Consider the following 22,261-nt stretch of genomic DNA (forward strand, 5'->3'; position numbering starts at 1 on the left):
GCAACGCAGCAAAAATCGCCACAAAGACGCATTAAATCCCCTTACCCCACCATGCGACTTGAGGCAATACGCAAAATCACGACCATAAGTTGTCGGTGTCATCCAAAGTCATTCTGGAACACATCAGCATAAGCGTTGTTGCATGAATAGATATTCAGCACATACTGCCTTGATGTCCTGACCCATTTGGCTGGCACAGAGATGAACTTGAAGACAAACGCCTTGATGCGGCTTGTTGCTTTGAGTCCGAACCTCTTCACGTCAAGCCTCGCCATGATGAATTTATAGAAGTTGCGTATGAGTGCCGTAAGCAGAAGAAACACCGTGTTTTCTCCCATGAAGGATTTTGGAAGCCTGTTCCAGCCGAATCCGTTATTCATGTCATCGAAGATGCGTTCCTTCCCTCCACGGAGGTTATAGAATTCGACAATCTCTTTCTCGGAAGACTCGTAGTCATTTGTAAGGATGCAGCGGTAGGTGTATTCTCCTTCCCACAGGTCGAGTTCGCCGTCTATCCGCTTCTGTCTTTGAATCACAAGACGGTATGCCTTCCCTTTCCATTTCTCGATGAGAATGGAGGCCAGCTCAAACTCAATGCCGCCCAATTCCACTTTCTTCCAACCTCTGAGGGCAAAGATGTCATTGTAGAGCGAACTGCATCGGTTGGCACGGATATAGAAGGTCTTGCAGTGTTTAGCAATCTCTTCCACTATCTCTTCAGAACACGAGCCGCAATCAGCTCTGAAACGGTTGATCATAAGCTTGTTCTTTTCAAACCTTTCAAAGAACCTCTTCAGCGTGTCCTTCTGGTGGAAACGGACATTTGTGTTGCCGTCGCTGTTCTCAATGCCGACAATCAAGTCGCCAATAACCGCCACGCCAGGACGGTATCCGAGAAACTTCTTGTATGTGGGTTTCGCATCAAACTTCTCAGCCTCTATGAACTGGTGGTCGAAGTCAACGTCATACCCCTCGCCATCTTTCAGCTGCCCTGTGGACAATAGGCAATTGAGGAGCAGTGTATTCAGCATGTCTGCCGTGTTTAAGTCGTAGGTCTTGCCAGTGTCGGATGTGTAGGAAATGTTATCCTGGGTCAGTTCCTTTATGGCTCTGAGAATCGTGTCGGCACTGCATGTGCGAAGTGTCGGATGAAGCGAGAGGTGATACATCAGATGAGTGGTGACATCCTCTATGCATGAGCCGCCACAGAAATAAACGCTCATAAGCGAACGGATGATTTCGCTGTATTGATAACCATACAGCCTACATCTCATACCGAGGGTTGAGTCGATTACAGATGAGAGATTGGAGTCAAATTGCTCCATTATTGAAAAAATTCCTCCAAAAGGAGAGAGTTTCTCAGATTTTATTGCTACCTTTGCCATGTCTGTCGGGTTTGATACATATTTTGATTTGCAACACTAAGATAGGTGAAAAATCTGACATGGCAAAATCCTGAGCAACTTTTTGTTGCTCAGGTACTTATAAAATAAGTTAAACTAAAATGCTGCGGAATTTAGGTTAGTATGGTTCTTGATGCCAGAAAGATGGAAATGACCATGACTAAACTGGATATACAAAGTTACGATCTGAATCGGTGGATCGAAGAGGTATGCGCCAATTTTGCTGGCGATGAAAATGATATCAATCAGATTGAGCTACAACTTGACGAGAAAATTGGTCGGGTATCTTTCGATAAGGAAAAGTGTATTGTTATCTTGTCCAATTTGTTGATGAACGCCATTAAACACAGCCCGGCTCAGTCGTCTGTTCGGGTGAAGACAGAACTGACGGAAGACGGGCAGTACATTCGGATTTCCGTTTCCGATCAAGGTATCGGACTGAAGAATGTCGATCCGGACAAGTTATTCGTACGATTCTATCAGGGAGATTCCGAGCAGGGAGGTAGTGGCATTGGCTTGTCATATTCTAAAATACTTGTCGAACTGCACAAAGGTAAAATCGGGGCTTATAACAATCCAGACAAAGGGGCTACGTTCTATTTCGAATTGCCGTTGTCGCAGACCATTACCCGGGACATTCCGAAGAACAATGCCTATCTGAATGAGTTGCTTTCGTCACAATCGTCTATCGATATAGCCATGCCCGACAAGGATAAGATAAGCAGTGTTCATCTGAAAGATTATGTGATATTGGTGGTGGACGATAATACAGCATTGGTTGATTACCTGGCCGATGACCTGAAAGATTTGTTCAAGCGTGTGCTGGTGGCGTATGACGGTGAACAGGCATATAAGATAGCTTGCGAAGAGAGTCCGGACATCATTATCAGTGATGTAATGATGCCGGTTATGAACGGATATGAACTTTGCAAGGCCGTCAAGGAGAATATTGCTGTAAGCCACATTCCTTTTATTCTGCTTACGGCCAGAAACGACGAGGATAGCCGGCAGTATGGCTATATGTTGGGAGCCGACAGCTATTTGGAGAAGCCTTTCGAAATGAAAGAGCTTCTGGCTAAGGTGGTTAATAAGTTGTATAACCGGGTGCAGACCCGTCGGCATTATCAGCAGGTTGGTGAGCAGCCTGTACTTGGTGAGAACGACCTGACGAAGAAGGATACTCTCTTTATGGATAAACTGAATCAGATTATAGTGGACAATCTGGACAATACGGAGCTCGATATTCCTTTCTTGTGCAAGCAGATCGGTATGAGCCGTGCCTCGCTGTACAATAAGCTGAAAGCTATTACCGACATGGGAGCCAACGATTACATTAATAAAATAAGGATCGAACAGGCCATGAAACTGATAGCGGAAGGTAATTTCAATTTTACAGAGATTTCCGAGAAAGTGGGATTTGCTTCGGCACGTTATTTCAGTACCTCGTTCAAGCAATATACGGGCAAGACGCCTACTCAGTATAAGAAGGAAACAGACAGTAAGCATTCTGTCTGATAATTATTTGCCTACTGCCCAGAAATATTTTCCCAGTTAGAGAAATCTTTTTCCCTAACTGGGAAAAAATAATTGGGGGGATTGCTGTATCGGATTGCAGCGTGGTTTTCGGCATGTTTGAGCATAAAAATAGGCACAGATTACACACATCATCGTCATTGCGGAAAATAACGAACCTCCTGACAAGAGGTGTGTATTCTGTACCTAAAAATGAACAGCTTTTTGAGATGTCATTAAAAGGGGCTGATTATTATATCTTTAGCGGAAAGAGTGGGATTCAAACCCACGGAACAGCAAAAGCCGTTCGCCGGATTTCGAGTCCGGTCCATTCGATCACTCTGGCATCTTTCCTTCCTTTTGACGGTGCAAAGGTAAGATTTTCTTTTATTCGTTATACTTTTCCAGCTGTTTTTTTACGATTTTCTTTTCACTTTCTGCCTTATGAGCGCTAAATCGAATCTTTGGTGAAGAAGGGCAGACTTAAGGCTTGTAAAAGACCGGAGTGAACTTTTTGGCAAAAATGTTGTTCTTTTTTTAAGATAATCTATATATTTGTTGCAAATTCTTAAACATTTAGAGTTATGAAAAAGTTTTTTGGTGTATTTTTAGTGGCTATCTGCTGTCTGGCTATGGCTACGCCTGCGCAAGCGCAACTGTTGAAGTGGGGTCTTAAAGGCGGTTTGAGTATGTCAAAACTGGACTTTAAAAACGGACCGACAAGTGACAATACTACCGGCTTCTTCATTGGCCCGATGGCCGAGTTTACTGTTCCGGTAATTGGTTTGGGCATCGACGGTGCCTTGATGTACTCGCAACGTGGTGAGGACGAATGGAAACAACAGGGTATTGAAATTCCCGTTAATCTGAAGTATACGATTGGCTTGGGTAGTATGTTGGGTGTATATGTAGCTGCCGGACCGGACTTTTTCTTTAATTTCAAAGATACTAAATGGGAAGGTTTTGATACGAAAGCTACACAAGTAGGTCTGAATATTGGTGCTGGTGTGAAGCTCATTCAACATCTGCAGATCGGTGTAAATTACCAGATTCCTTTGGGCGACAGCTTCTCATGGAAGGGAGTTGGTGAGGCTCTTGGTGATGAAATAGGTGGTAACGGAAAAACGAAGACCTGGCAAATTTCATTAGCTTATCTTTTCTAAGAAATATATTTTCTCTTAGTTGAGGAGGGTGTATCAAAATTTAGGATGACTGGAGAAAGCAGTTTCCTAATTTGATACACCCTCTTTCTGTCTTTTTATCGTATCTTTGCCGGCACGATGGAAAAGTTTGTCGATGTCATATTGCCTTTGCCCCTGAATGCCTGTTTCACGTATGCCTTGCCGCCGGATATGGACGGGGAGGTGCAGATAGGCTGTCGGGTGGTTGTCTCCTTTGGCAAGAAGAAGTTCTATACGGGCATTGTGCGCAATGTGCACTTCCTGAAACCGCAGGATTACGAAGTGAAAGAAGTTTCGGCCGTGCTCGATACGCAGCCTGTGCTGCTTCCGCTCCAGTTCAAGTTCTGGGAGTGGTTGGCCGATTATTATCTCTGTACGCAGGGCGATGTGTATAAGGCAGCCTTGCCTTCGGGCCTGAAGTTGGAGAGCGAGACCGTGGTGGAGCTTAACTCGGACTTTGAGGCGACCGAACCTTTGACCGAACGCGAACAGAAAGTCTTCGACTTGCTTACTGCCGAGCCCGAACAGACTGTGACCCGGTTGGAGAAAGACAGCGGGCTGAAGAATATCCTGTCGGTAGTGAAGTCGTTGCTGGAGAAAGATGCGCTATTTGTAAAAGAAGAACTGAAGCGCACCTATAAGCCCAAGACCGAGACTCGGGTACGTCTGACCGAGGCTGCCCGCAACGAACGTCGGTTACATTTCTTTTTCGACGAACTGCAACGGCGGGCGCCGAAGCAGCTGGACTTGCTGATGAAGTACATCGAACTGTCGGGTTGCCTGGGTGGCAGGACGGTGAAGGAGGTGCCGAAGGCTGAACTGTTGCAACGTTCAGGGGCTACGCCTGCTGTCTTCAATGCGTTGGTGGAAAAAGGTGTGTTCGAGGTGTACCATTACGAAGTAGGTCGTCTCGATATGGTGTCCAGTGGGGGAGAGGAACCGCTGAACGCACTGAACGTGCATCAACAGCGGGCTTACGACGAGATTTTGGCTTCGTTCCGGCAGAAGAATGTCTGTCTGCTGCACGGAGTCACCTCCAGCGGTAAGACCGAGATTTATATTCACCTGATTGAACAGGTCATCCGGCAGGGTAGGCAAGTGCTCTATCTGCTTCCCGAAATCGCTCTTACCACTCAGATTACAGAACGACTGAAGCGGGTGTTCGGTTCACGATTGGGCATCTATCACTCCAAGTTCCCTGATGCCGAACGGGTGGAAGTATGGCAAAAACAGCTGTCCGAACATCCTTACGATATTATTCTCGGTGTACGCTCGTCCCTCTTCCTGCCTTTCCAGCGGTTGGGACTGGTTATCGTCGACGAGGAGCACGAGAATACTTATAAGCAGCAAGATCCGGCTCCCCGCTACCATGCCCGCAACGCAGCTATTGTGCTGGCGTCGATGTATGGAGCAAAGACGTTGCTGGGTACTGCTACGCCTAGTGTGGAGAGTTGGTACAATGCCACCGAGGGCGATAAATATGCGTTGGTTGAGCTGAAAGAAAGATACAAGGAACTGCAACTGCCCGAAATCATTCCAGTTGACATCAAGGAGCTGCAGCGGAAGAAGCGCATGAACGGCCCCTTTTCGCCTTTGCTGCTTCAGTACATGCGCGAAGCACTCGAACGGAAGGAACAGGTGATACTTTTCCAGAACCGGCGGGGATTTGCGCCTATGATAGAATGTCATACGTGCGGTTGGGTGCCGAAATGCAAGAACTGCGATGTCAGTCTGACCTATCATAAGGGGCTGAACCAGCTGACTTGCCATTATTGCGGATATACGCAGCCTGTCCCGCGGCAGTGCCCGGCTTGCGAAGGGGTAGATTTACGCAACCGCGGTTTCGGTACGGAGAAGATCGAAGACGATGTGAAGGTCATTTTCCCCGAAGCACGCGTGGCGCGTATGGACTTGGATACGACCCGTACCCGTTCGGCTTACGAACGCATCATCCACGATTTTCAGCAGGGGCGTACAGACATTCTTATCGGTACACAGATGGTTTCCAAGGGATTGGATTTCGATCATGTCAGTGTGGTGGGCATCCTCAATGCCGACACGATGCTCAACTATCCCGACTTCCGTGCTTACGAACGTGCTTTTCAGCTGATGGCGCAGGTGGCTGGCCGTGCCGGTCGGAAGAACGGACGGGGCAGGGTGGTACTACAGACCAAGAGCATCGACCATCCCATCATTCCGCAAGTGATGCACAACGATTTCGAGGGAATGGTTGGCGGGCAGTTGGCCGAACGTCAGATGTTCCGCTATCCACCTTATTATCGTTTGGTGTACGTCTACCTGAAGAACCGCAACGAACAGTTGCTCGACCTGATGGCGCAGACGATGGCTTCCAAACTCCGTGCTGTGTTCGGCGCACGGGTGTTGGGACCCGACAAGCCTCCTGTGGCCCGCATCCAGACGTTGTTCATCCGTAAGATTGTGGTGAAAATCGAGATGAATGCTTCGATGGCTCGTGCCCGCCAGTTGCTCGTACAAGTGCAGCGCGAGATGGTAGCCGAGGATCGCTTCAAGTCGCTCATCGTTTACTACGACGTAGATCCGATGTAAGATTTATTTCCCTTTTTGATGTACACTTGTCATCCGTTTGTGGGACACTTGTACGGCTCGCGAGCCGTGCAAGTGTGGCTCGTGAGCGACACTTGTGTCTCTCGCAAGCGGTACTTGTGTGGCTTGTGAAGCCTCTAAAATCACCTTTTATTTGCTATAAACAGAGTTTCCGAAAACCTCCTTTCATCCTTCACCTTTCACCGGAAGGTGTTGATATACAGTGAAATGCGTTGAAAGGTGAAGACTCACGCCCATTCAATGAAAAAAATGTTACCTTTGCACGCGAATGGCATGTGCCGATGTAAACAATGATTGCAATGGAAACAGACAATAAGAAACAGCAACCGAAACATAAGATTTTGTTCGTCTGCCTGGGTAACATCTGTCGTTCTTCTTCGGCCGAAGGAGTGATGAGACATTTGGTGGAAGAAGCAGGACTGGAGGAACAGTTTGTGATAGATTCAGCGGGTATTTTAAGTTTTCATCAGGGCGAGCTGCCCGACCCGCGTATGCGTGCCCATGCCATCCGGCGCGGTTACAACCTGACGCACCGTTCGCGTCCAGTCCGCACCAGCGACTTCTACGATTTCGACCTGATAATCGGTATGGACGACCGCAACATCGAAGACTTGAAGGAACGTGCTCCCTCGGTGGAAACCGAGCGCAAAATACGGCGCATGACGGATTATTGCACCCGCTTTACGCATGCTGACTACGTGCCCGATCCCTATTACGGCGGTGCCGAAGGTTTCGAATATGTGCTCGACTTGCTGGAGGATGCCTGCGCCGGGCTGCTTGAGGAATTGAGAATTGATAATGGAGAATTGATAATGGATAATGAGGAAGAGTAATTAATAATTCTCCATTCTCCATTATCCATGGTACACGTCGTGATAGTGCCGCTTTTCGGCATTCAGACTACAAGTAGCGTCTATTCCGGCTTGTTGTAGTTGGTTTGTGAGCTGGTTCAGTTGGGTGCGGGGCACACGGCCGATGTAGAACAGACGGTAGCGGTATGTACTGTCCAGCACCTCCATGATGTGTGTGGCGTTGGGCTCGCGGGCAAAGTCGAAGTTTACTTTCAGCACGTCGTCGTAAGCGTAGTGTATTTCGCGTCCGGCGCTGACGATGGTCAGACGGTCGGCTTCCAGCTTCAGATAGCAGAAACGCGTCTGGAGCAGATACATGCAGTAAAGGCTCATCCCGAAGAACAGGATGGACAACAGGATACCTGCGGGCAGACTAAGGGTGGTGGTGTAGAACCCCATGCCGAGGCAAATCACAAAAAGAATGAAATACCAGAACATGTAGAGCGACATGCGCTTGTAGGTAGCAGGCTCAGGACGGCGGGTAACTGGCCGGTTTTCCATCCGGCAGTTTTCGAAAGGAATACCGCGTGAAAGCAGGAAGTGTATCAGAGCTGTGGGGTGTTGGCGCAGGTGCACAATCAGTGCTTTTTCTTCGCCCGACTTCAGTAATAGGGTCAGGATGCCCGATCCGTACAGGTTGGTCTTACAGTGCTTTTCCGGTTGCGGCGTATAGCGTTGCATGAATCGGAAGCTGCTGATTTCTTCCACTCGTATGTCGTTCTTTTGCAGGAAGCTCGTGGCTCGTTTTTCTTCTTGGATAGTGGCTTTCATGGTCTTGGTATTATGAGGGTTCAACGTCTATTTCTTCAGTTCGGGATAGCTGATGCGGGTGTGATACATCGTTTTCAGCTTTTCTTTGAATACGGCTTTCACGGTGGCGATGTCCTTGAAGGTGATGGGGCATTCCTTGAAGTAGCCGTCTTCTACCTGCGAATCGATGATTTTCTCTACCAGATTGCTGATACTTTCTTCTGTATATTCGGGCAAGCTGCGCGAAGCGGCTTCTACCGAGTCGGCCATCATTAGAATGGCTTGTTCCTTGGTGAACGGATTAGGACCCGGATAGGTGAAAAGTTCGTCGTTGGGTTCCTCGTTGGGATGTTCGTTTTTCCACGAGATGTAGAAGTATTTTGTCTTTCCACGTCCGTGGTGGGTCGAGATAAACTCTTTGATTACTTTGGGCAGATTGTTCTTTTCGGCCAATTTCAGTCCGCCCGTTACATGACTGATAACTACCTGTGCGCTTTGTTCGTAACTCAGGTTCTTATGCGGATTGATTCCTCCGGACTGGTTTTCGGTAAAGAATACCGGATTCTCCATTTTGCCGATGTCATGATATAAGGCTCCTGTACGTACCAGCTGGCTTTTGGCGCCGATGCGGTTGGCAGCTTCGGCAGCCAGGTTGGCTACCTGCATGGAGTGCTGGAAGGTGCCAGGTACGGTTTCGGACATACGCCGCAGCAAGCTGTTGTTGATGTTCGACAGTTCGACCAGTGTGACGTTGGACGTGAAACCGAATGTCTTTTCCAGTAAGAAAAGCAACGGATAGGTGAACAGCAGCAGTATGCCGTTGATGATGAAGTAAGTATACATGCTACCGTTCAGTTTTGACAGGTCGTTTTCAGTTATCAGTTCGAAGGCAAAGTATACGGTAGCATAAGTCAGAATGACCAGCAAGGCTGTCTTGAACAGCTGCGAGCGTTGCGACAATTCACGCAGACTGTAGATGGCCACCATACCTGCAGATATCTGAAGCAAAATGAACTCGTGAGGGTAGCGCAAGCAGATGGAGCAGATCAGGATGGTTACCACATGAGTAAGGAAAGCCGTACGTGAGTCGAGGAATACCCGGATGATGATGGGCAACATGGCGTAAGGCAGGATGTAGACATTGAAGATGTTGTTGGCTACCATGATGGCCGTGATGACGCAATAGAACATGATAAGTGTGAAGAGCAACGACTGGCTGCCCTTGCGCAGATAGTAGTCTTTGCGGAACAGGTCGAGATAGAGCATGAAACAGAGCATGAAGATGCTGACAAACAGAATCTGTCCGCTCAGCATCAGACGTTTCTGTCCTACCGATTCGCTGCGTTGGATGGACTCTTTGCGCAGACTTTCCAGTATGTTGTAGGTTTCCTGGTCGACAATTTCACCCCGGTCGATGATTTTCTGTCCGCTCAGTACGATGCCGTTGGCCCAGGAGTAGTTGTTGAGCACTTCTTTCCGTGCGCTTTCCGTACGTTCCTGATCGTAGGTAAGGTTAGGCAACAGATATTCGTTGAGCGAGCATTGGCGCAGAAGGTCGCGGCGATAGTGCACGGTGTCGGCGTTCATCAGGTAGGCATAGGCGCTTTTTACCGAAAACAGCTTGTCGGTATTGCGTTGTTGGGCCAGTTTGTCGTCGATAATCATGATGGCTGCCGTGCTGTCTTGACGGAGCTGCTCAAGATTGTCGGTCGATAGTATGCCGGCACTGTAGACTTCAGTCAGCTTTTTCTCCAGATGGCGGAGATAGTCAGACGAAGGCAGAATATCTCGCAAATGGTGCTGATAATCGTTCTTCAGCTTGTTGATGGCAGCCTGGCCGATGCTGTTGTCTACCTGATAGTAAGGCTGGAAGTTGGCCAGTATGCTGTCTTGCTCGTGTTTCACTACCTTATCGTCCTTGTAGATGGGAAAGTCGAAGGTAGCCATCAGTTGGCCGTACTTCCACGGTTTGTCAATATCAAACTGGTAGTTGAATTTGCCGTCGCGGGGCAGAAAGTATACAATAAGGGCGACAGTACCGATGAAAATCAGTGCTCTATATAGCAAATTTCTGTAGAGTCGGGTCTGTTTCTCGTTGAAATAGCTCATAATGCTTGAATTTTTTGCGAAAAGTACAAAAAAAAACAATAGTGTGGAAAAAAAGGCTTAATTTTGCCATCTAAATTATTTATAAGTAAGGAAGATTATGACAGAAAGAAGAGTCAGAGTCCGTTTTGCTCCAAGTCCAACGGGCGCATTGCACATCGGAGGTGTGCGTACTGCTTTATATAACTACCTCTTTGCACGTCAGCATGGAGGCGATCTCATTTTTCGTATAGAAGATACTGACAGCAACCGCTTTGTGCCGGGTGCCGAGGAATATATTTTAGAGTCTTTCAAGTGGCTGGGCATTCCCTTCGACGAGGGAGTTAGCTTCGGCGGAAATTACGGTCCTTACCGTCAGTCGGAACGTCGCGATATTTACAAGAAATATGTGCAGGTGTTGCTCGATGCCGGCAAGGCTTATATAGCTTTCGATACTCCCGAGGAACTGGAAGCAAAGCGTAAGGAGATTCCTAACTTCCAGTATGACGCTTCGACTCGTATGCAGATGCGCAATTCGCTCACGATGCCTAAGGAAGAGGTAGATGCCTTGATTGCCGACGGCAAGCAATATGTAGTTCGCTTCCGGATTGAACCGAACGAAGACGTGCATGTGAACGACCTTATCCGTGGCGAAGTGGTCATCAATTCCTCGATTCTCGACGATAAAGTACTCTACAAGTCGGCCGACGAATTGCCTACTTATCACCTGGCCAATATTGTGGACGACCATCTGATGGAAGTGTCGCATGTGATCCGTGGTGAAGAGTGGTTGCCTTCTGCTCCTTTGCATGTATTGCTTTACCGTGCTTTCGGATGGGAAGATACGATGCCCCAGTTCGCGCATCTGCCTCTGTTGCTGAAGCCTGAAGGCAACGGTAAACTGAGTAAGCGCGATGGTGATCGTCTGGGATTCCCGGTATTCCCGCTGGAGTGGCAAGATCCGAAGACGGGCGAAGTGTCGTCGGGTTATCGCGAGTCAGGCTATCTGCCCGAAGCGGTCATCAACTTCCTTGCTTTGCTGGGATGGAACCCCGGTAACGATCAGGAGCTGATGTCGATGGATGAGCTGGTGAAGCTGTTCAACCTGAGTCATTGCAGCAAGTCTGGTGCGAAGTTCGACTATAAGAAAGGTATCTGGTTTAACCATGAATATATTCTGCGCAAGTCCGACGAAGAAATTGCACAGTTGTTCAAGCCGGTTCTGGCAGACAATGGTGTTGATGTCAGCAAGTATTCTGATGAATATCTGACGAAAGTGGTTTCTTTGGTGAAGGGTCGTGTGAACTTCGTGAAGGAACTTTGGGCACAGGCTGCTTTCTTCTTTGTTGCACCTGCCACTTATGCAGAAAAGGATGTAAAGAAACGCTGGTCGGAAGATACTCCACGCATTATGGGTGAACTGATGGAAGTATTGCGTGGCATCGAAGACTTTTCGTCGAAACCTGCCGAAGATGTTGTAATAGGCTGGATTACCGAGAAAGGATATCATATGGGCAATGTGATGAATGCTTTCCGTCTGGCTGTCGTAGGCGAATGCAAAGGCCCCCACATGTTCGACATTACAGAACTTCTGGGCAAGGAAGAAACATTGCAACGCATACAGCGTGCGGTAGAAGTGATAGGCTGAGATTTGCAATATCAACAAAAGTTGTACCTCTAATTCTTGACTAAATGAGCGTACTTTACAATTTGGCGATTGCCATTTATGATATTCTTGTTCATCTGGATGCTCCGTTCAGCCGCAAGCCCCGGAAGATGATGAAAGGGCATTGGGTGGTGTATGAACTGTTGCGTCAGCAGTTGGACAAGAATGTACGTTATATCTGGTTTCATGCTGCTTCGCTGGGCGAGTTCGAGCAGGGCCGTCCGCTCATCGAGAAGATACGCGAAAAGTATCCCGAATACGGAATCTTGCTGACATTCTTCTCGCCGTCGGGCTATGAAGTGCGCAAGAACTATAGAGGGGCAGACGTAGTGTGCTATCTGCCTTTTGACAAACCTCGTAACGTACGCAAGTTTCTGGATCTGGTAAATCCTTGTATGGCGTTCTTTATCAAGTACGAATTCTGGAAGAACTACTTGGACGAACTGCACAGACGTTGCATTCCGGTGTATAGCGTTTCTTCCATATTCCGCCGTGGGCAGATATTCTTCAAGTGGTATGGGGGGACGTATCGCAATGTACTCCGTAACTTCGATCATCTGTTTGTGCAGAACGAACGCTCCAAACGCTATCTGGCCAAGATTGGCATCAATCGTGTGACAGTAGTGGGAGATACCCGTTTCGACCGTGTGCTGCAAATACGCGAGGAAGCGAAAGTGCTGCCGCTGGTTGAGGCGTTTAAGAACAATACCATGACTTTCGTTGCAGGTAGTTCCTGGCAACCCGATGAGGATTTGTTTATTGAATATTTCAATCAGCATCCGGAAATCAAGCTGATTATTGCTCCTCATGTGATTGATGAGAACCATCTGGTAGAGATAATCGGTAAGCTGAAGCGTCCTTATGTGCGCTATACCCGTGCCGATGAAACGAATGTGCGTAAGGCTGATTGTCTGATTATAGACTGCTTCGGCCTGCTTTCGTCTATTTACCGTTATGGTGAGATTGCTTATATTGGCGGCGGTTTTGGGGTAGGCATTCACAATACGCTCGAAGCAGCGGTTTATGGCATTCCCGTTATTTTGGGTCCCAAGTATCAGAAGTTTCAGGAAGCTATTCAGCTGATCGAGTCAAAAGGTGCTTACTCAATCAAGAACTATGAGGAACTGAAAGCGTTGCTTGACCGTCTGCTTACCGACGAAAAGTTCTTGAAAGAGACTGGTGTGAATGCCGGACAATATGTGACGGGTAATGCCGGTGCAACGGATAAGATATTGGGAATGATTAATTTCTGATTTTTCCCAACTTTATATTTTAATGATTTTCAGCCGCCTCTGGACATGTTGCCGGAGGCGGCTGAAAAAGTATTTATAGGTATGAAATAACAAGTTTGTGGTTATTCTTTATACCATTGTGAGTACATCAGGTAATTGTGGGCTATCTTCTGGTTCAGCTCTTTGGCCTGTTCGGGGTCTACTTTCTTGATGAACTTGGCGGGTACTCCTCCCCAGATACTTCCCGGTTCGATGACTGTGTTGCTCAATACCAGAGAGCCGGCGGCGACGATGGCGCCTTCGCCTACTACTGCATGATCCAGGATGGTGGCTCCCATGCCTACCAGAGCATAGTCTTTGATGGTTGCACCGTGGATTGTAACGTTATGGCCTACAGAAACATGGTCTCCGATTTCGATAGTCGATTTTTCGTACAGTGTATGCAGTACGCTGCCATCCTGGATATTGACTCCATTACCGATACGGATGGAATTGACATCTCCTCGTAGGACGGCGTTGAACCACACACTACAGTCACGACCCATTTTTACATCGCCGACGATGGTGGCATTGTCGGCCAAAAAACAATTTTCTCCAATTTCGGGTGTAAATCCTCTTACTGATTTTATTAATGCCATATTTTTAGTTTTTATTATGTGATTGACAGATTGATGTGCTTAAATTGCTTGGCAAGCGTTCTTTAACCATTGGCATTCGTCTTCATCAAGAAGTGGCGAAAGTTTTTCGTATACTGTATGGTGATAATCATTCAGCCAGTTGACTTCTTCGGTAGTTAACAATGACTTAATAATGCCTTTCGTACAGATAGGACATAGGGTCACAGTCTCGAACTTGAGATAGTTGCCGAACATGCCCTCGCCTGCCGGTATGGTCAGTACCAGATTTTCGGTTCGTATGCCGTGGCTTCCGGCTTTGTAGACTCCAGGTTCGTTCGAAGTAAGCATGCCGACGTGCAGGGTGACAGGGTTTTCGTTCATCCGGATGCTTTGCGGTCCTTCATGCACATTCAGGAAATGTCCTACCCCATGACCTGTCCCGTGGAGGAAGTTCATGTGATGCTGCCATATCGGCATACGAGCCAATACGTCCAATTGGGCTCCTCGTGTTCCTTCGGGGAAAACGGCCATGGCCAATGCGATATGTCCTTTCAGGATGAGGGTGTAGTCGGTCTTTTCTTCTTCGGTCAGTTCGCCCAGTGCAATGGTACGGGTAATGTCGGTTGTTCCGTCCAGGTACTGTGCCCCCGAATCCAGCAGTAAGAACCCTTCGGGCTTGAGAACAACGTCCGTTTCCGGTGTAGCTTCGTAATGAACGATGGCGCCGTGTTCTTTATAGCCGGCGATGGTATCGAAGCTCTCGCCGATGTAGAGAGGTTGGGCGGCCCGGAGTTCATGCAGTTTTTTATCGATGCTGATTTCGGTTTCCTTGCCGGTCGGTACGGCTGTCTCAAGCCATTTCAGGAATTTGACAAGAGCTACGCCGTCCTTTAACATAGCCGAACGTATTCCGCTTATCTCCTGTTCGTTGCGGATTGCTTTCAGCAGACTTACAGGGGAAGGACCGGTTACGATCGTACATTCCGGAGCGATAGCCGAATAGACCGAATAATTGGTTTTGGATGGCTCTGCCAGTATGCTTGTATTGTTCAGTTGCTTCAGGAATTGCTCGATTTCATTATAAGAATGTATTTCTATCTTGCTGTGATGGAGGTATGCTGCAAGTTCTTTGGTTACTTTCTCTGGTTCGATAAAGAAATGTACACTATCCTGTCCTATTAGTAAATAGCTGATAACAACGGGGTTGCAGTGTACGTCGTTCCCGCGGATATTGAGTGTCCAGGCTATCTCGTCCAAAGCTGTGAGCAGAATGTACTTTGCATCGTCTTTTAGGATAGCCTTACGGATAGTCTCTATTTTCTCTTCGCAGCTTTTTCCTGCATAACAGATGTCGTAGATAAAAGCTGGGGTGTTTGGGATGGATGGACGGTCTGTCCACAGTTCCTCCATGGGATCGGCAATGGCTTTGATAGAAATATTTGCTTCGGCCAATTCTTTTTCCAGTAAAGCAACTTGTGTGGCAGAAAACATTTTGCCGTCAATACCTACCGTCTCTTCGGCTTTTAGGTGAGCAGCCAGAAATGCCGGTATAGAGGGAGTTTCTGGCAGCATTTCTTTATATAATACTATTTCAGTACCTTCTAACTGTTGTGCCGCCTGTAAAAAGTAGCGGGAGTCGGTCCATAAACCGGCTTCATGGTGAGTTATGACCACTGTGCCGGCTGATCCTGTAAATCCCGAGATCCATTTTCTCGATTCCCAGTGTGGGGCTACATATTCACTTAAGTGTGGGTCGGTACTTGGAATGATGAAGGCTGCTATGCCTTCTTTTTCCATAATAGTTCGGAGCGCTTTAATACGCAGATTGGTGTTTGGATTCATATTGCGTACATATTATATATAAAAGGAATGATTTTTCACCAAAGTTACTTACTTTCTTTTAATAATTCAACTTTGGTGGGCTTAAGTTGTGTTGAATCGAAGAGAGGAGAGTTCGTTTCGTCGGTTTTCTGTATTTGGGAATCGGAAGTCTTTGGGTTGATAGCTTTGAAGAATGACTAGCTTGTTGCTGTTGGAAAAACATGATTTTCAGTCTTATTCTATGATTTTTCTTCGGAATGTTTTGTGAATAAAGAAAGTATGTGTATTTTTGCGGCTCGAATTAATCGTGAGATTTTTAACCTATTAACAACTAAAAAACAAAAAAATGATTGTAGTACCTGTAAAAGAAGGCGAAAACATTGAAAAAGCGCTGAAGAAGTTCAAAAGAAAATTTGAAAAGACTGGCATTATTAAGGAATTAAGAAACAGACAGCAATTCGACAAACCGTCTGTAATTAAGAGACTTAAGAAAGAGCATGCCGTTTATGTTCAAAAACTTCAGCAAGTAGAGGATTAATAATTCGTAAATTCCTTTGAAGTATTGAATTCTTTTCATACATTCGTTGCATGAATTATTGATGTAGCGATATGTTGTTGACAGATGCTTTTATAGAATATTTGCGGTATGAGCGGAATTATTCGGCGGGGACAGTAGCCTATTATAAAGCTGATATCCAAGATCTGCAAGATTTTATAGAAGAAAAAGTCGGAGACTTGACTCCTTCGGAAGTAGATGCGGAACTTATCCGTGAATGGGTGATAAGCTTGATGGATAAAGGGCTTCTTGCTTCTACGATTAACCGAAAGTTGAGTTCGCTCAGATCTTATTACAAGTTTCTGCTCCGCAAAGGAGAAGTGGATTCTGACCCGCTGCGAAGAGTGGTGGCTCCTAAAAAGAAGAAGGTCTTGCCTGTCTTTTTAAAGGAGAGTGATATGGATCGTGTGCTGGATGATACGGATTTCGGTGAAGGATTTAAAGGTTGTCGGGATCGCTTGGTTATAGAAATGTTCTATGTAACAGGAATGCGTCTCGCCGAACTGATCGGACTTGATGATGGAGATGTTGATTTTTCTCTTTCTCAGATTAAAGTGACGGGAAAAAGAAATAAGCAACGCTTGATTCCCTTTGGCGAAGAACTGAAGGTGATGATGTCCGAGTATGTCAACAGGAGAAATGAGGTAGCGCCGGTTCGGTCGAATGCTTTTTTTATTCGCGAAAACGGTGAATGTCTTTCTCGGAGTTTCGTTACCAACCTTGTGAAACGAACTCTTTCAAAGGTAGTTGCTATAAAGAAAAGGAGTCCACACGTGCTGCGGCATACTTTTGCGACAACGATGCTGAATCATGATGCAAAGTTAGTTGCGATTAAAGAATTGCTGGGGCATGAAAGTTTGGCGACGACTGAGGTTTATACGCATACTACATTTGAGGAGCTAAAAAAAGTGTATAACCAGGCTCATCCTCGGGCCTAAATAAAAAAGGAGGTAACTATGGAAGTAAGAATTCAATCAATTCACTTTGATGCGTCAGAGCAATTGCAGGCTTTTATTCAGAAGAAAGCTGCTAAGTTGGAGCGATTTTACGATGATATACAGAAAGTAGAGGTGTCATTAAAGGTAGTTAAACCAGAAACTGCAGAAAATAAGGAAGCTGGTGTTAAAGTGCTGGTTCCGAATGGCGAATTTTATGCAAATAAAGTTTGCGACTCTTTCGAAGAAGCGGTAGACTTGTGTCTGGATGCTTTGGAAAAGCAGCTGGTTAAGTACAAGGAAAAACAACGAAACAAATAAAAATCCGCTAAAATTTTGCGGGTAAAAAATAAATGCCTAAATTTGCAGCCGCTTAGCCTAAGCAAGGATGCAGCGGCTGCATAAAATAAGCCTCTTTAGCTCAGTTGGCCAGAGCACGTGATTTGTAATCTCGGGGTCGTTGGTTCGAATCCGACAAGAGGCTCTCAAAAAAAAGGAAAAGAGTTCTTTGCTTTTTAGGGCAAATACCAGAGTGGCCAAATGGGGCAGACTGTAAATCTGCTGGCTTACGCCTTCGGTGGTTCGAATCCATCTTTGCCCACACTCTTATTTCCTCCTCTTGCTGTTATAGCTCAGCGGTAGAGCACTTCCTTGGTAAGGAAGAGGTCCCGGGTTCAAGTCCCGGTAACAGCTCATAAAAGTGTAAGCTGATTATTAATCAAATAAATAACAAGTAAAGCTATGGCTAAAGAGAAATTCGAACGTACCAAACCTCACGTAAACATTGGTACAATTGGTCACGTAGACCACGGTAAAACCACGTTGACAGCTGCTATCACTACAGTGTTGGCAAAGAAAGGTCTGTCAGAAGTTAAGTCTTTCGATCAGATTGATAACGCTCCTGAAGAAAAGGAAAGAGGTATCACTATCAATACTTCTCACGTAGAATATGAAACTGCTAACCGTCACTATGCTCACGTAGACTGCCCGGGACACGCCGACTACGTAAAGAACATGGTTACTGGTGCTGCTCAGATGGATGGTGCTATCATCGTAGTTGCTGCAACTGATGGTCCGATGCCTCAGACTCGTGAGCACATCCTGTTGGCTCGTCAGGTAAACGTACCGAGACTTGTTGTATTTATGAACAAGTGCGATATGGTAGACGATCCCGAAATGTTGGAGCTTGTTGAAATGGAAATGCGTGAACTGTTGTCTGCTTATGAATTTGATGGTGACAACACTCCGTTTATCCAGGGTTCTGCTCTTGGCGCATTGAACGGCGTTGAAAAGTGGGAAGAGAAAGTTATGGAGTTGATGGATGCTTGCGATACTTGGATTCCTCTGCCTCCGCGTGATATCGATAAACCTTTCTTGATGCCTGTTGAGGACGTATTCTCAATTACTGGTCGTGGTACTGTAGCAACTGGTCGTATCGAGGCTGGTGTTATTCACGTAGGTGATGAAGTTGAAATCCTTGGTTTGGGTGAAGACAAGAAGTCAGTTGTAACTGGTGTTGAAATGTTCCGCAAACTGTTGGACGAAGGTGAAGCTGGTGATAACGTAGGTCTGTTGCTCCGTGGTATCGACAAGAACGAAATCAAACGTGGTATGGTTCTCTGCAAGCCGGGTCAGATTAAGCCTCACTCTAAGTTCAAAGCTTCTATCTATGTTTTGAAGAAAGAAGAAGGTGGTCGTCACACTCCGTTCCACAACAAATACCGTCCTCAGTTCTATCTGCGTACTATGGACTGTACAGGTGAAATCACTCTCCCTGAAGGTGTAGAAATGGTAATGCCTGGTGATAACGTAGAAATCACTGTTACTTTGATCTATCCGGTTGCCTTGAACGTAGGTTTGCGTTTCGCTATCCGCGAAGGTGGACGTACAGTAGGTTCTGGTCAGATTACAGAAATTCTGGACTAATAGTCTAAATATATAAATCAGTTCCCGGTCTTCAGCTGGGAACTGATTATGTTCAAACGGGAGTAGCTCAGTTGGTAGAGCACCGGTCTCCAAAACCGGGTGTCGGGAGTTCGAGCCTCTCCTCCCGTGCTAATATTTTTAAAATGAAGAAGATTATAGCTTATTTTAAAGAGACTTACGACGAACTTGTGCATAAAGTGTCGTGGCCCACGTATTCTGAACTTACTAGCAGTGCAGTAGTTGTTTTATATGCTTCCCTACTAATTGCAGTGGTAGTATTTCTGATGGATCTATGTTTCCAGAATGTAATGGAATTTGTTTATCCACATTAAAAATTAAGGAAAAATGTCTGAGGTTGAAAAGAAGTGGTACGTTCTGCGTGCTATTAGCGGAAAAGAAACTAAGGTAAAGGAATACCTTGAAGCTGATATTAAGAACAGCGACCTTGGTGATTATGTATCTCAGGTGTTGATTCCTACCGAAAAGGTATACCAGGTTCGCAATGGTAAGAAAATTGTGAAGGAAAGAAGTTATCTTCCTGGGTATGTTTTGGTGGAGGCTGCTCTTGTGGGTGAGGTTGCTCATCATTTGAGAAATACTCCTAATGTGATAGGCTTTTTAGGTGGATCAGAAAAACCGGTTCCTTTGAGACAATCGGAGGTTAACCGTATTCTTGGTACGGTCGATGAACTTCAGGATGCAACTGAAGAGTTGAATATCCCGTATGTTGTCGGCGAGACGGTAAAGGTGAATTACGGTCCGTTCACAGGCTTCAGTGGAATCATTGAGGAAGTGAATACTGAGAAGAAGAAACTGAAGGTCATGGTAAAGATATTTGGGCGGAAAACTCCGCTTGAATTAGGCTTTATGCAAGTTGAGAAAGAATAGTGCAGGTGTTACGCTGTAGTATTCTTCATTAATGTTTTATATATAAATCATTAAAAAAATGGCTAAAGAAGTTGCTGGACTAATCAAATTACAGATTAAAGGAGGCGCGGCAAATCCATCACCTCCCGTTGGACCTGCATTGGGTTCTAAGGGAATCAATATCATGGAATTTTGCAAGCAATTCAACGCCAGAACCCAAGACAAAGCAGGAAAGATACTTCCTGTTATTATCACTTACTACGCAGACAAGTCTTTCGATTTTGTAATCAAGACTCCTCCCGTTGCTATTCAGTTGCTTGAAATAGCTAAGGTAAAGAGTGGTTCTGCTGAGCCTAACCGTAAGAAAGTTGCCGAGGTAACTTGGGAACAGGTACGTGCAATTGCTCAAGACAAATTGGTTGACTTGAACTGTTTTACTGTAGAAGCTGCTATGAAAATGGTTGCAGGTACAGCGAGAAGTATGGGTATTACTGTAAAAGGGGAGTTCCCGGTTAATAATTAATAAACTTCAATTAGAATGGGTAAACTGACAAAAAATCAAAAGTTAGCTGCAGAAAAAATTGAAGCAGGGAAAGCATACTCTCTCAAAGAAGCTTCTCAATTGGTAAAGGATATCACTTTTACTAAGTTTGATGCTTCATTGGATATAGACGTACGTTTGGGCGTTGACCCTCGTAAAGCTAACCAGATGGTGAGAGGCGTTGTATCACTTCCTCATGGAACAGGTAAGGTTGTACGGGTTTTGGTACTTTGTACTCCCGATGCTGAAGCTGCTGCAAAAGAAGCTGGTGCTGACTATGTTGGTCTTGACGAATATATTGAAAAGATCAAAGGTGGATGGACTGATGTTGATGTGATTATCACGATGCCGTCTATCATGGGTAAAATTGGTGCACTCGGTCGTGTGCTCGGTCCCCGTGGATTGATGCCTAACCCGAAAAGTGGCACTGTAACTATGGATGTTGCTAAAGCTGTAAGAGAAGTAAAACAAGGTAAGATCGACTTTAAGGTTGATAAGAGTGGTATTGTTCATACTTCAATTGGCAAAGTTTCATTTAGTGCTGAGCAAATTCGCGATAATGCGAAAGAATTCATCTCTACTTTGAATAAATTGAAGCCGACCGCAGCCAAGGGTACATATATTAAGAGTATTTATCTTTCTAGCACAATGAGTGCAGGCATTAAGATTGACCCGAAATCTGTTGAAGAAATCTAATAAAACGGAGTAATAATGAGAAAGGAAGATAAAAGTACGATTATTGAGCAGATTGCTGCTACAGTAAAGGAATATGGCCATTTCTATCTGGTAGATACTACAGCTATGAATGCTGCTGCTACTAGCGCATTAAGAGCTGAGTGTTTCAAGGCAGGCATTAAGCTGATGGTGGTTAAGAATACTCTTTTCCACAAAGCTTTGGAAAGCTTGGAGGGCGATTTTTCTCCGGTTTATGGATGCTTGAAAGGAACAACTGCCGTAATGTTCTGCAATGTTGCAAACGCACCGGCTAAGTTGATCAAGGATAAGGCTAAAGATGGTATTCCTGGACTGAAGGCTGCATATGCAGAGGAAAGCTTCTATGTTGGTGCTGACCAGTTGGATGCTCTCGTAGCTATTAAGAGTAAAAATGAAGTTATTGCTGATATTGTTGCATTGCTGCAATCTCCGGCCAAGAACGTTATTTCTGCTCTGCAATCAGGTGGTAACACCCTTCACGGAGTTCTCAAAACTCTTGGTGAACGTACCGAAGCGTAAGCTTCAAACAAAGAGTCGCAGGCTTGTTATAAGCTTGTGTGATTCAAAAAAATTATAATCAATTTATTTAGTATTAAACAATTAAAATCATACAAAAATGGCAGATTTGAAAGCTTTTGCAGAACAATTAGTTAACTTGACAGTAAAAGAAGTTAATGAACTTGCAACAATCTTGAAAGAAGAATATGGTATTGAACCTGCTGCTGCAGCTGTTGCTGTTGCTGCTGGCCCCGCTGCTGCTGGTGCAGCTGCTGCTGAAGAAAAGACTTCTTTCGATGTAGTATTGAAGAGCGCTGGTGCAGCTAAACTTCAGGTTGTTAAGGCCGTTAAGGAAGCTTGTGGTCTTGGCTTGAAAGAAGCTAAGGACATGGTTGATGGTGCTCCTAGTGTAGTAAAAGAAGGTTTGGCTAAGGACGAAGCAGAATCATTGAAGAAAACATTGGAAGAAGCTGGAGCTGAAGTTGAACTTAAATAAAATTAGCCTGTAAATCAGGTAAGT

21 protein-coding genes and 5 tRNA genes are annotated in these 22,261 nt (G+C 45.7%); 20 read left to right on the plus strand and 6 right to left on the minus strand.

Annotated elements, in window-relative coordinates:
• Positions 1 to 98 precede the first annotated feature (98 nt).
• On the minus strand, positions 99 to 1,385 hold the full coding sequence (locus BQ5591_RS04705) for an IS1380 family transposase (protein WP_071147970.1): 1,287 nt from the start codon (positions 1,383 to 1,385) through the stop codon (positions 99 to 101).
• 174 nt (positions 1,386 to 1,559) lie between these two features.
• On the opposite strand from BQ5591_RS04705, the gene BQ5591_RS04710 reads away from it, so the two are divergent.
• On the plus strand, positions 1,560 to 2,918 hold the full coding sequence (locus BQ5591_RS04710; protein ID WP_159434432.1) for a hybrid sensor histidine kinase/response regulator transcription factor: 1,359 nt from the start codon (positions 1,560 to 1,562) through the stop codon (positions 2,916 to 2,918).
• A 262-nt stretch (positions 2,919 to 3,180) separates the two neighbouring features.
• On the opposite strand, the gene BQ5591_RS21335 is transcribed toward BQ5591_RS04710, so the two are convergent.
• Positions 3,181 to 3,269, minus strand: a tRNA-Ser gene (locus BQ5591_RS21335).
• Positions 3,270 to 3,499: 230 nt separating this feature from the next.
• Between BQ5591_RS21335 and BQ5591_RS04715 the strand changes: the two genes are divergently transcribed.
• The 3 genes from BQ5591_RS04715 (at position 3,500) to BQ5591_RS04725 (ending at position 7,515) form a co-directional block, all read left to right on the plus strand.
• Positions 3,500 to 4,078, plus strand: coding sequence for a porin family protein (locus BQ5591_RS04715; protein WP_071148619.1), 579 nt, complete (start codon positions 3,500 to 3,502; stop codon positions 4,076 to 4,078).
• Between the two features lie 117 nt (positions 4,079 to 4,195).
• Entirely contained in the window at positions 4,196 to 6,664 is a 2,469-nt protein-coding gene (priA, locus tag BQ5591_RS04720; RefSeq protein ID WP_071148620.1) for a replication restart helicase PriA, read from the plus strand.
• Positions 6,665 to 6,981: 317 nt separating this feature from the next.
• Positions 6,982 to 7,515 carry a low molecular weight protein-tyrosine-phosphatase gene (locus tag BQ5591_RS04725; RefSeq protein WP_071148621.1) on the plus strand — a complete coding sequence of 178 codons (534 nt, stop codon included), beginning with the start codon at positions 6,982 to 6,984 and terminating at the stop codon, positions 7,513 to 7,515.
• Positions 7,516 to 7,536: 21 nt separating this feature from the next.
• Here the strand turns inward: BQ5591_RS04725 and BQ5591_RS04730 are convergent, their stop codons facing one another.
• Both BQ5591_RS04730 and BQ5591_RS04735 read right to left on the minus strand, forming a co-directional pair.
• Positions 7,537 to 8,304: a hypothetical protein gene (locus tag BQ5591_RS04730; protein ID WP_071148622.1), complete on the minus strand. Its 768-nt coding sequence runs from the start codon at positions 8,302 to 8,304 to the stop codon at positions 7,537 to 7,539.
• A 27-nt stretch (positions 8,305 to 8,331) separates the two neighbouring features.
• A complete protein-coding gene (locus tag BQ5591_RS04735) occupies positions 8,332 to 10,392 on the minus strand; it encodes an HD family phosphohydrolase (RefSeq protein WP_022161936.1) in 2,061 nt (686 codons plus the stop codon).
• Positions 10,393 to 10,489: 97 nt separating this feature from the next.
• On the opposite strand from BQ5591_RS04735, the gene gltX reads away from it, so the two are divergent.
• Both gltX and BQ5591_RS04745 read left to right on the plus strand, forming a co-directional pair.
• Positions 10,490 to 12,016, plus strand: a complete 1,527-nt coding sequence (gene gltX, locus BQ5591_RS04740; protein WP_071148623.1) for a glutamate--tRNA ligase — start codon at positions 10,490 to 10,492, stop codon at positions 12,014 to 12,016.
• 44 nt (positions 12,017 to 12,060) lie between these two features.
• Entirely contained in the window at positions 12,061 to 13,287 is a 1,227-nt protein-coding gene (locus BQ5591_RS04745) for a 3-deoxy-D-manno-octulosonic acid transferase (RefSeq protein WP_071148624.1), read from the plus strand.
• A 101-nt stretch (positions 13,288 to 13,388) separates the two neighbouring features.
• Here BQ5591_RS04745 and BQ5591_RS04750 read toward each other — a convergent pair whose 3' ends face one another.
• Together BQ5591_RS04750 and BQ5591_RS04755 are read right to left on the minus strand one after the other, a co-directional pair.
• The gene (locus BQ5591_RS04750; protein WP_022161939.1) at positions 13,389 to 13,904 is read right to left on the minus strand and encodes a gamma carbonic anhydrase family protein; all 516 of its coding nucleotides are present in this window, start codon (positions 13,902 to 13,904) and stop codon (positions 13,389 to 13,391) included.
• A gap of 39 nt (positions 13,905 to 13,943) precedes the next feature.
• Complete coding sequence (locus BQ5591_RS04755) at positions 13,944 to 15,725, minus strand: aminopeptidase P family protein (protein ID WP_071148625.1); 1,782 nt, start codon at positions 15,723 to 15,725, stop codon at positions 13,944 to 13,946.
• A gap of 325 nt (positions 15,726 to 16,050) precedes the next feature.
• Between BQ5591_RS04755 and rpsU the strand changes: the two genes are divergently transcribed.
• The 14 genes from rpsU (at position 16,051) to rplL (ending at position 22,237) form a co-directional block, all read left to right on the plus strand.
• Positions 16,051 to 16,242: a 30S ribosomal protein S21 gene (gene rpsU / locus BQ5591_RS04760; RefSeq protein WP_022161941.1), complete on the plus strand. Its 192-nt coding sequence runs from the start codon at positions 16,051 to 16,053 to the stop codon at positions 16,240 to 16,242.
• Between the two features lie 71 nt (positions 16,243 to 16,313).
• Positions 16,314 to 17,198, plus strand: coding sequence for a tyrosine recombinase XerC (locus BQ5591_RS04765; protein WP_071148626.1), 885 nt, complete (start codon positions 16,314 to 16,316; stop codon positions 17,196 to 17,198).
• A gap of 18 nt (positions 17,199 to 17,216) precedes the next feature.
• Positions 17,217 to 17,516, plus strand: coding sequence for a ribosome hibernation-promoting factor, HPF/YfiA family (gene hpf, locus BQ5591_RS04770; protein WP_022161943.1), 300 nt, complete (start codon positions 17,217 to 17,219; stop codon positions 17,514 to 17,516).
• 89 nt (positions 17,517 to 17,605) lie between these two features.
• Positions 17,606 to 17,679, plus strand: a tRNA-Thr gene (locus BQ5591_RS04775).
• 34 nt (positions 17,680 to 17,713) lie between these two features.
• Positions 17,714 to 17,796, plus strand: a tRNA-Tyr gene (locus BQ5591_RS04780).
• Positions 17,797 to 17,816: 20 nt separating this feature from the next.
• A tRNA-Thr gene (locus BQ5591_RS04785) sits at positions 17,817 to 17,888 on the plus strand.
• Between the two features lie 48 nt (positions 17,889 to 17,936).
• Positions 17,937 to 19,121 carry an elongation factor Tu gene (gene tuf, locus BQ5591_RS04790; protein ID WP_071148627.1) on the plus strand — a complete coding sequence of 395 codons (1,185 nt, stop codon included), beginning with the start codon at positions 17,937 to 17,939 and terminating at the stop codon, positions 19,119 to 19,121.
• Between the two features lie 56 nt (positions 19,122 to 19,177).
• A tRNA-Trp gene (locus BQ5591_RS04795) sits at positions 19,178 to 19,250 on the plus strand.
• Between the two features lie 14 nt (positions 19,251 to 19,264).
• A complete protein-coding gene (gene secE, locus BQ5591_RS22150) occupies positions 19,265 to 19,453 on the plus strand; it encodes a preprotein translocase subunit SecE (RefSeq protein ID WP_083380883.1) in 189 nt (62 codons plus the stop codon).
• A gap of 13 nt (positions 19,454 to 19,466) precedes the next feature.
• Positions 19,467 to 20,009: a transcription termination/antitermination protein NusG gene (nusG, locus tag BQ5591_RS04800; RefSeq protein ID WP_071148628.1), complete on the plus strand. Its 543-nt coding sequence runs from the start codon at positions 19,467 to 19,469 to the stop codon at positions 20,007 to 20,009.
• Between the two features lie 58 nt (positions 20,010 to 20,067).
• Positions 20,068 to 20,511: a 50S ribosomal protein L11 gene (gene rplK, locus BQ5591_RS04805; RefSeq protein WP_071148629.1), complete on the plus strand. Its 444-nt coding sequence runs from the start codon at positions 20,068 to 20,070 to the stop codon at positions 20,509 to 20,511.
• A 15-nt stretch (positions 20,512 to 20,526) separates the two neighbouring features.
• Positions 20,527 to 21,225: a 50S ribosomal protein L1 gene (gene rplA / locus BQ5591_RS04810; protein ID WP_071148630.1), complete on the plus strand. Its 699-nt coding sequence runs from the start codon at positions 20,527 to 20,529 to the stop codon at positions 21,223 to 21,225.
• A 15-nt stretch (positions 21,226 to 21,240) separates the two neighbouring features.
• A complete protein-coding gene (gene rplJ / locus BQ5591_RS04815; protein ID WP_071148631.1) occupies positions 21,241 to 21,762 on the plus strand; it encodes a 50S ribosomal protein L10 in 522 nt (173 codons plus the stop codon).
• A gap of 97 nt (positions 21,763 to 21,859) precedes the next feature.
• Entirely contained in the window at positions 21,860 to 22,237 is a 378-nt protein-coding gene (rplL, locus tag BQ5591_RS04820) for a 50S ribosomal protein L7/L12 (RefSeq protein WP_022020579.1), read from the plus strand.
• Positions 22,238 to 22,261: the final 24 nt, after the last annotated feature.

Origin of the sequence: Bacteroides ndongoniae (assembly GCF_900108345.1) — a bacterium.
GTDB lineage: Bacteria > Bacteroidota > Bacteroidia > Bacteroidales > Bacteroidaceae > Bacteroides > Bacteroides ndongoniae.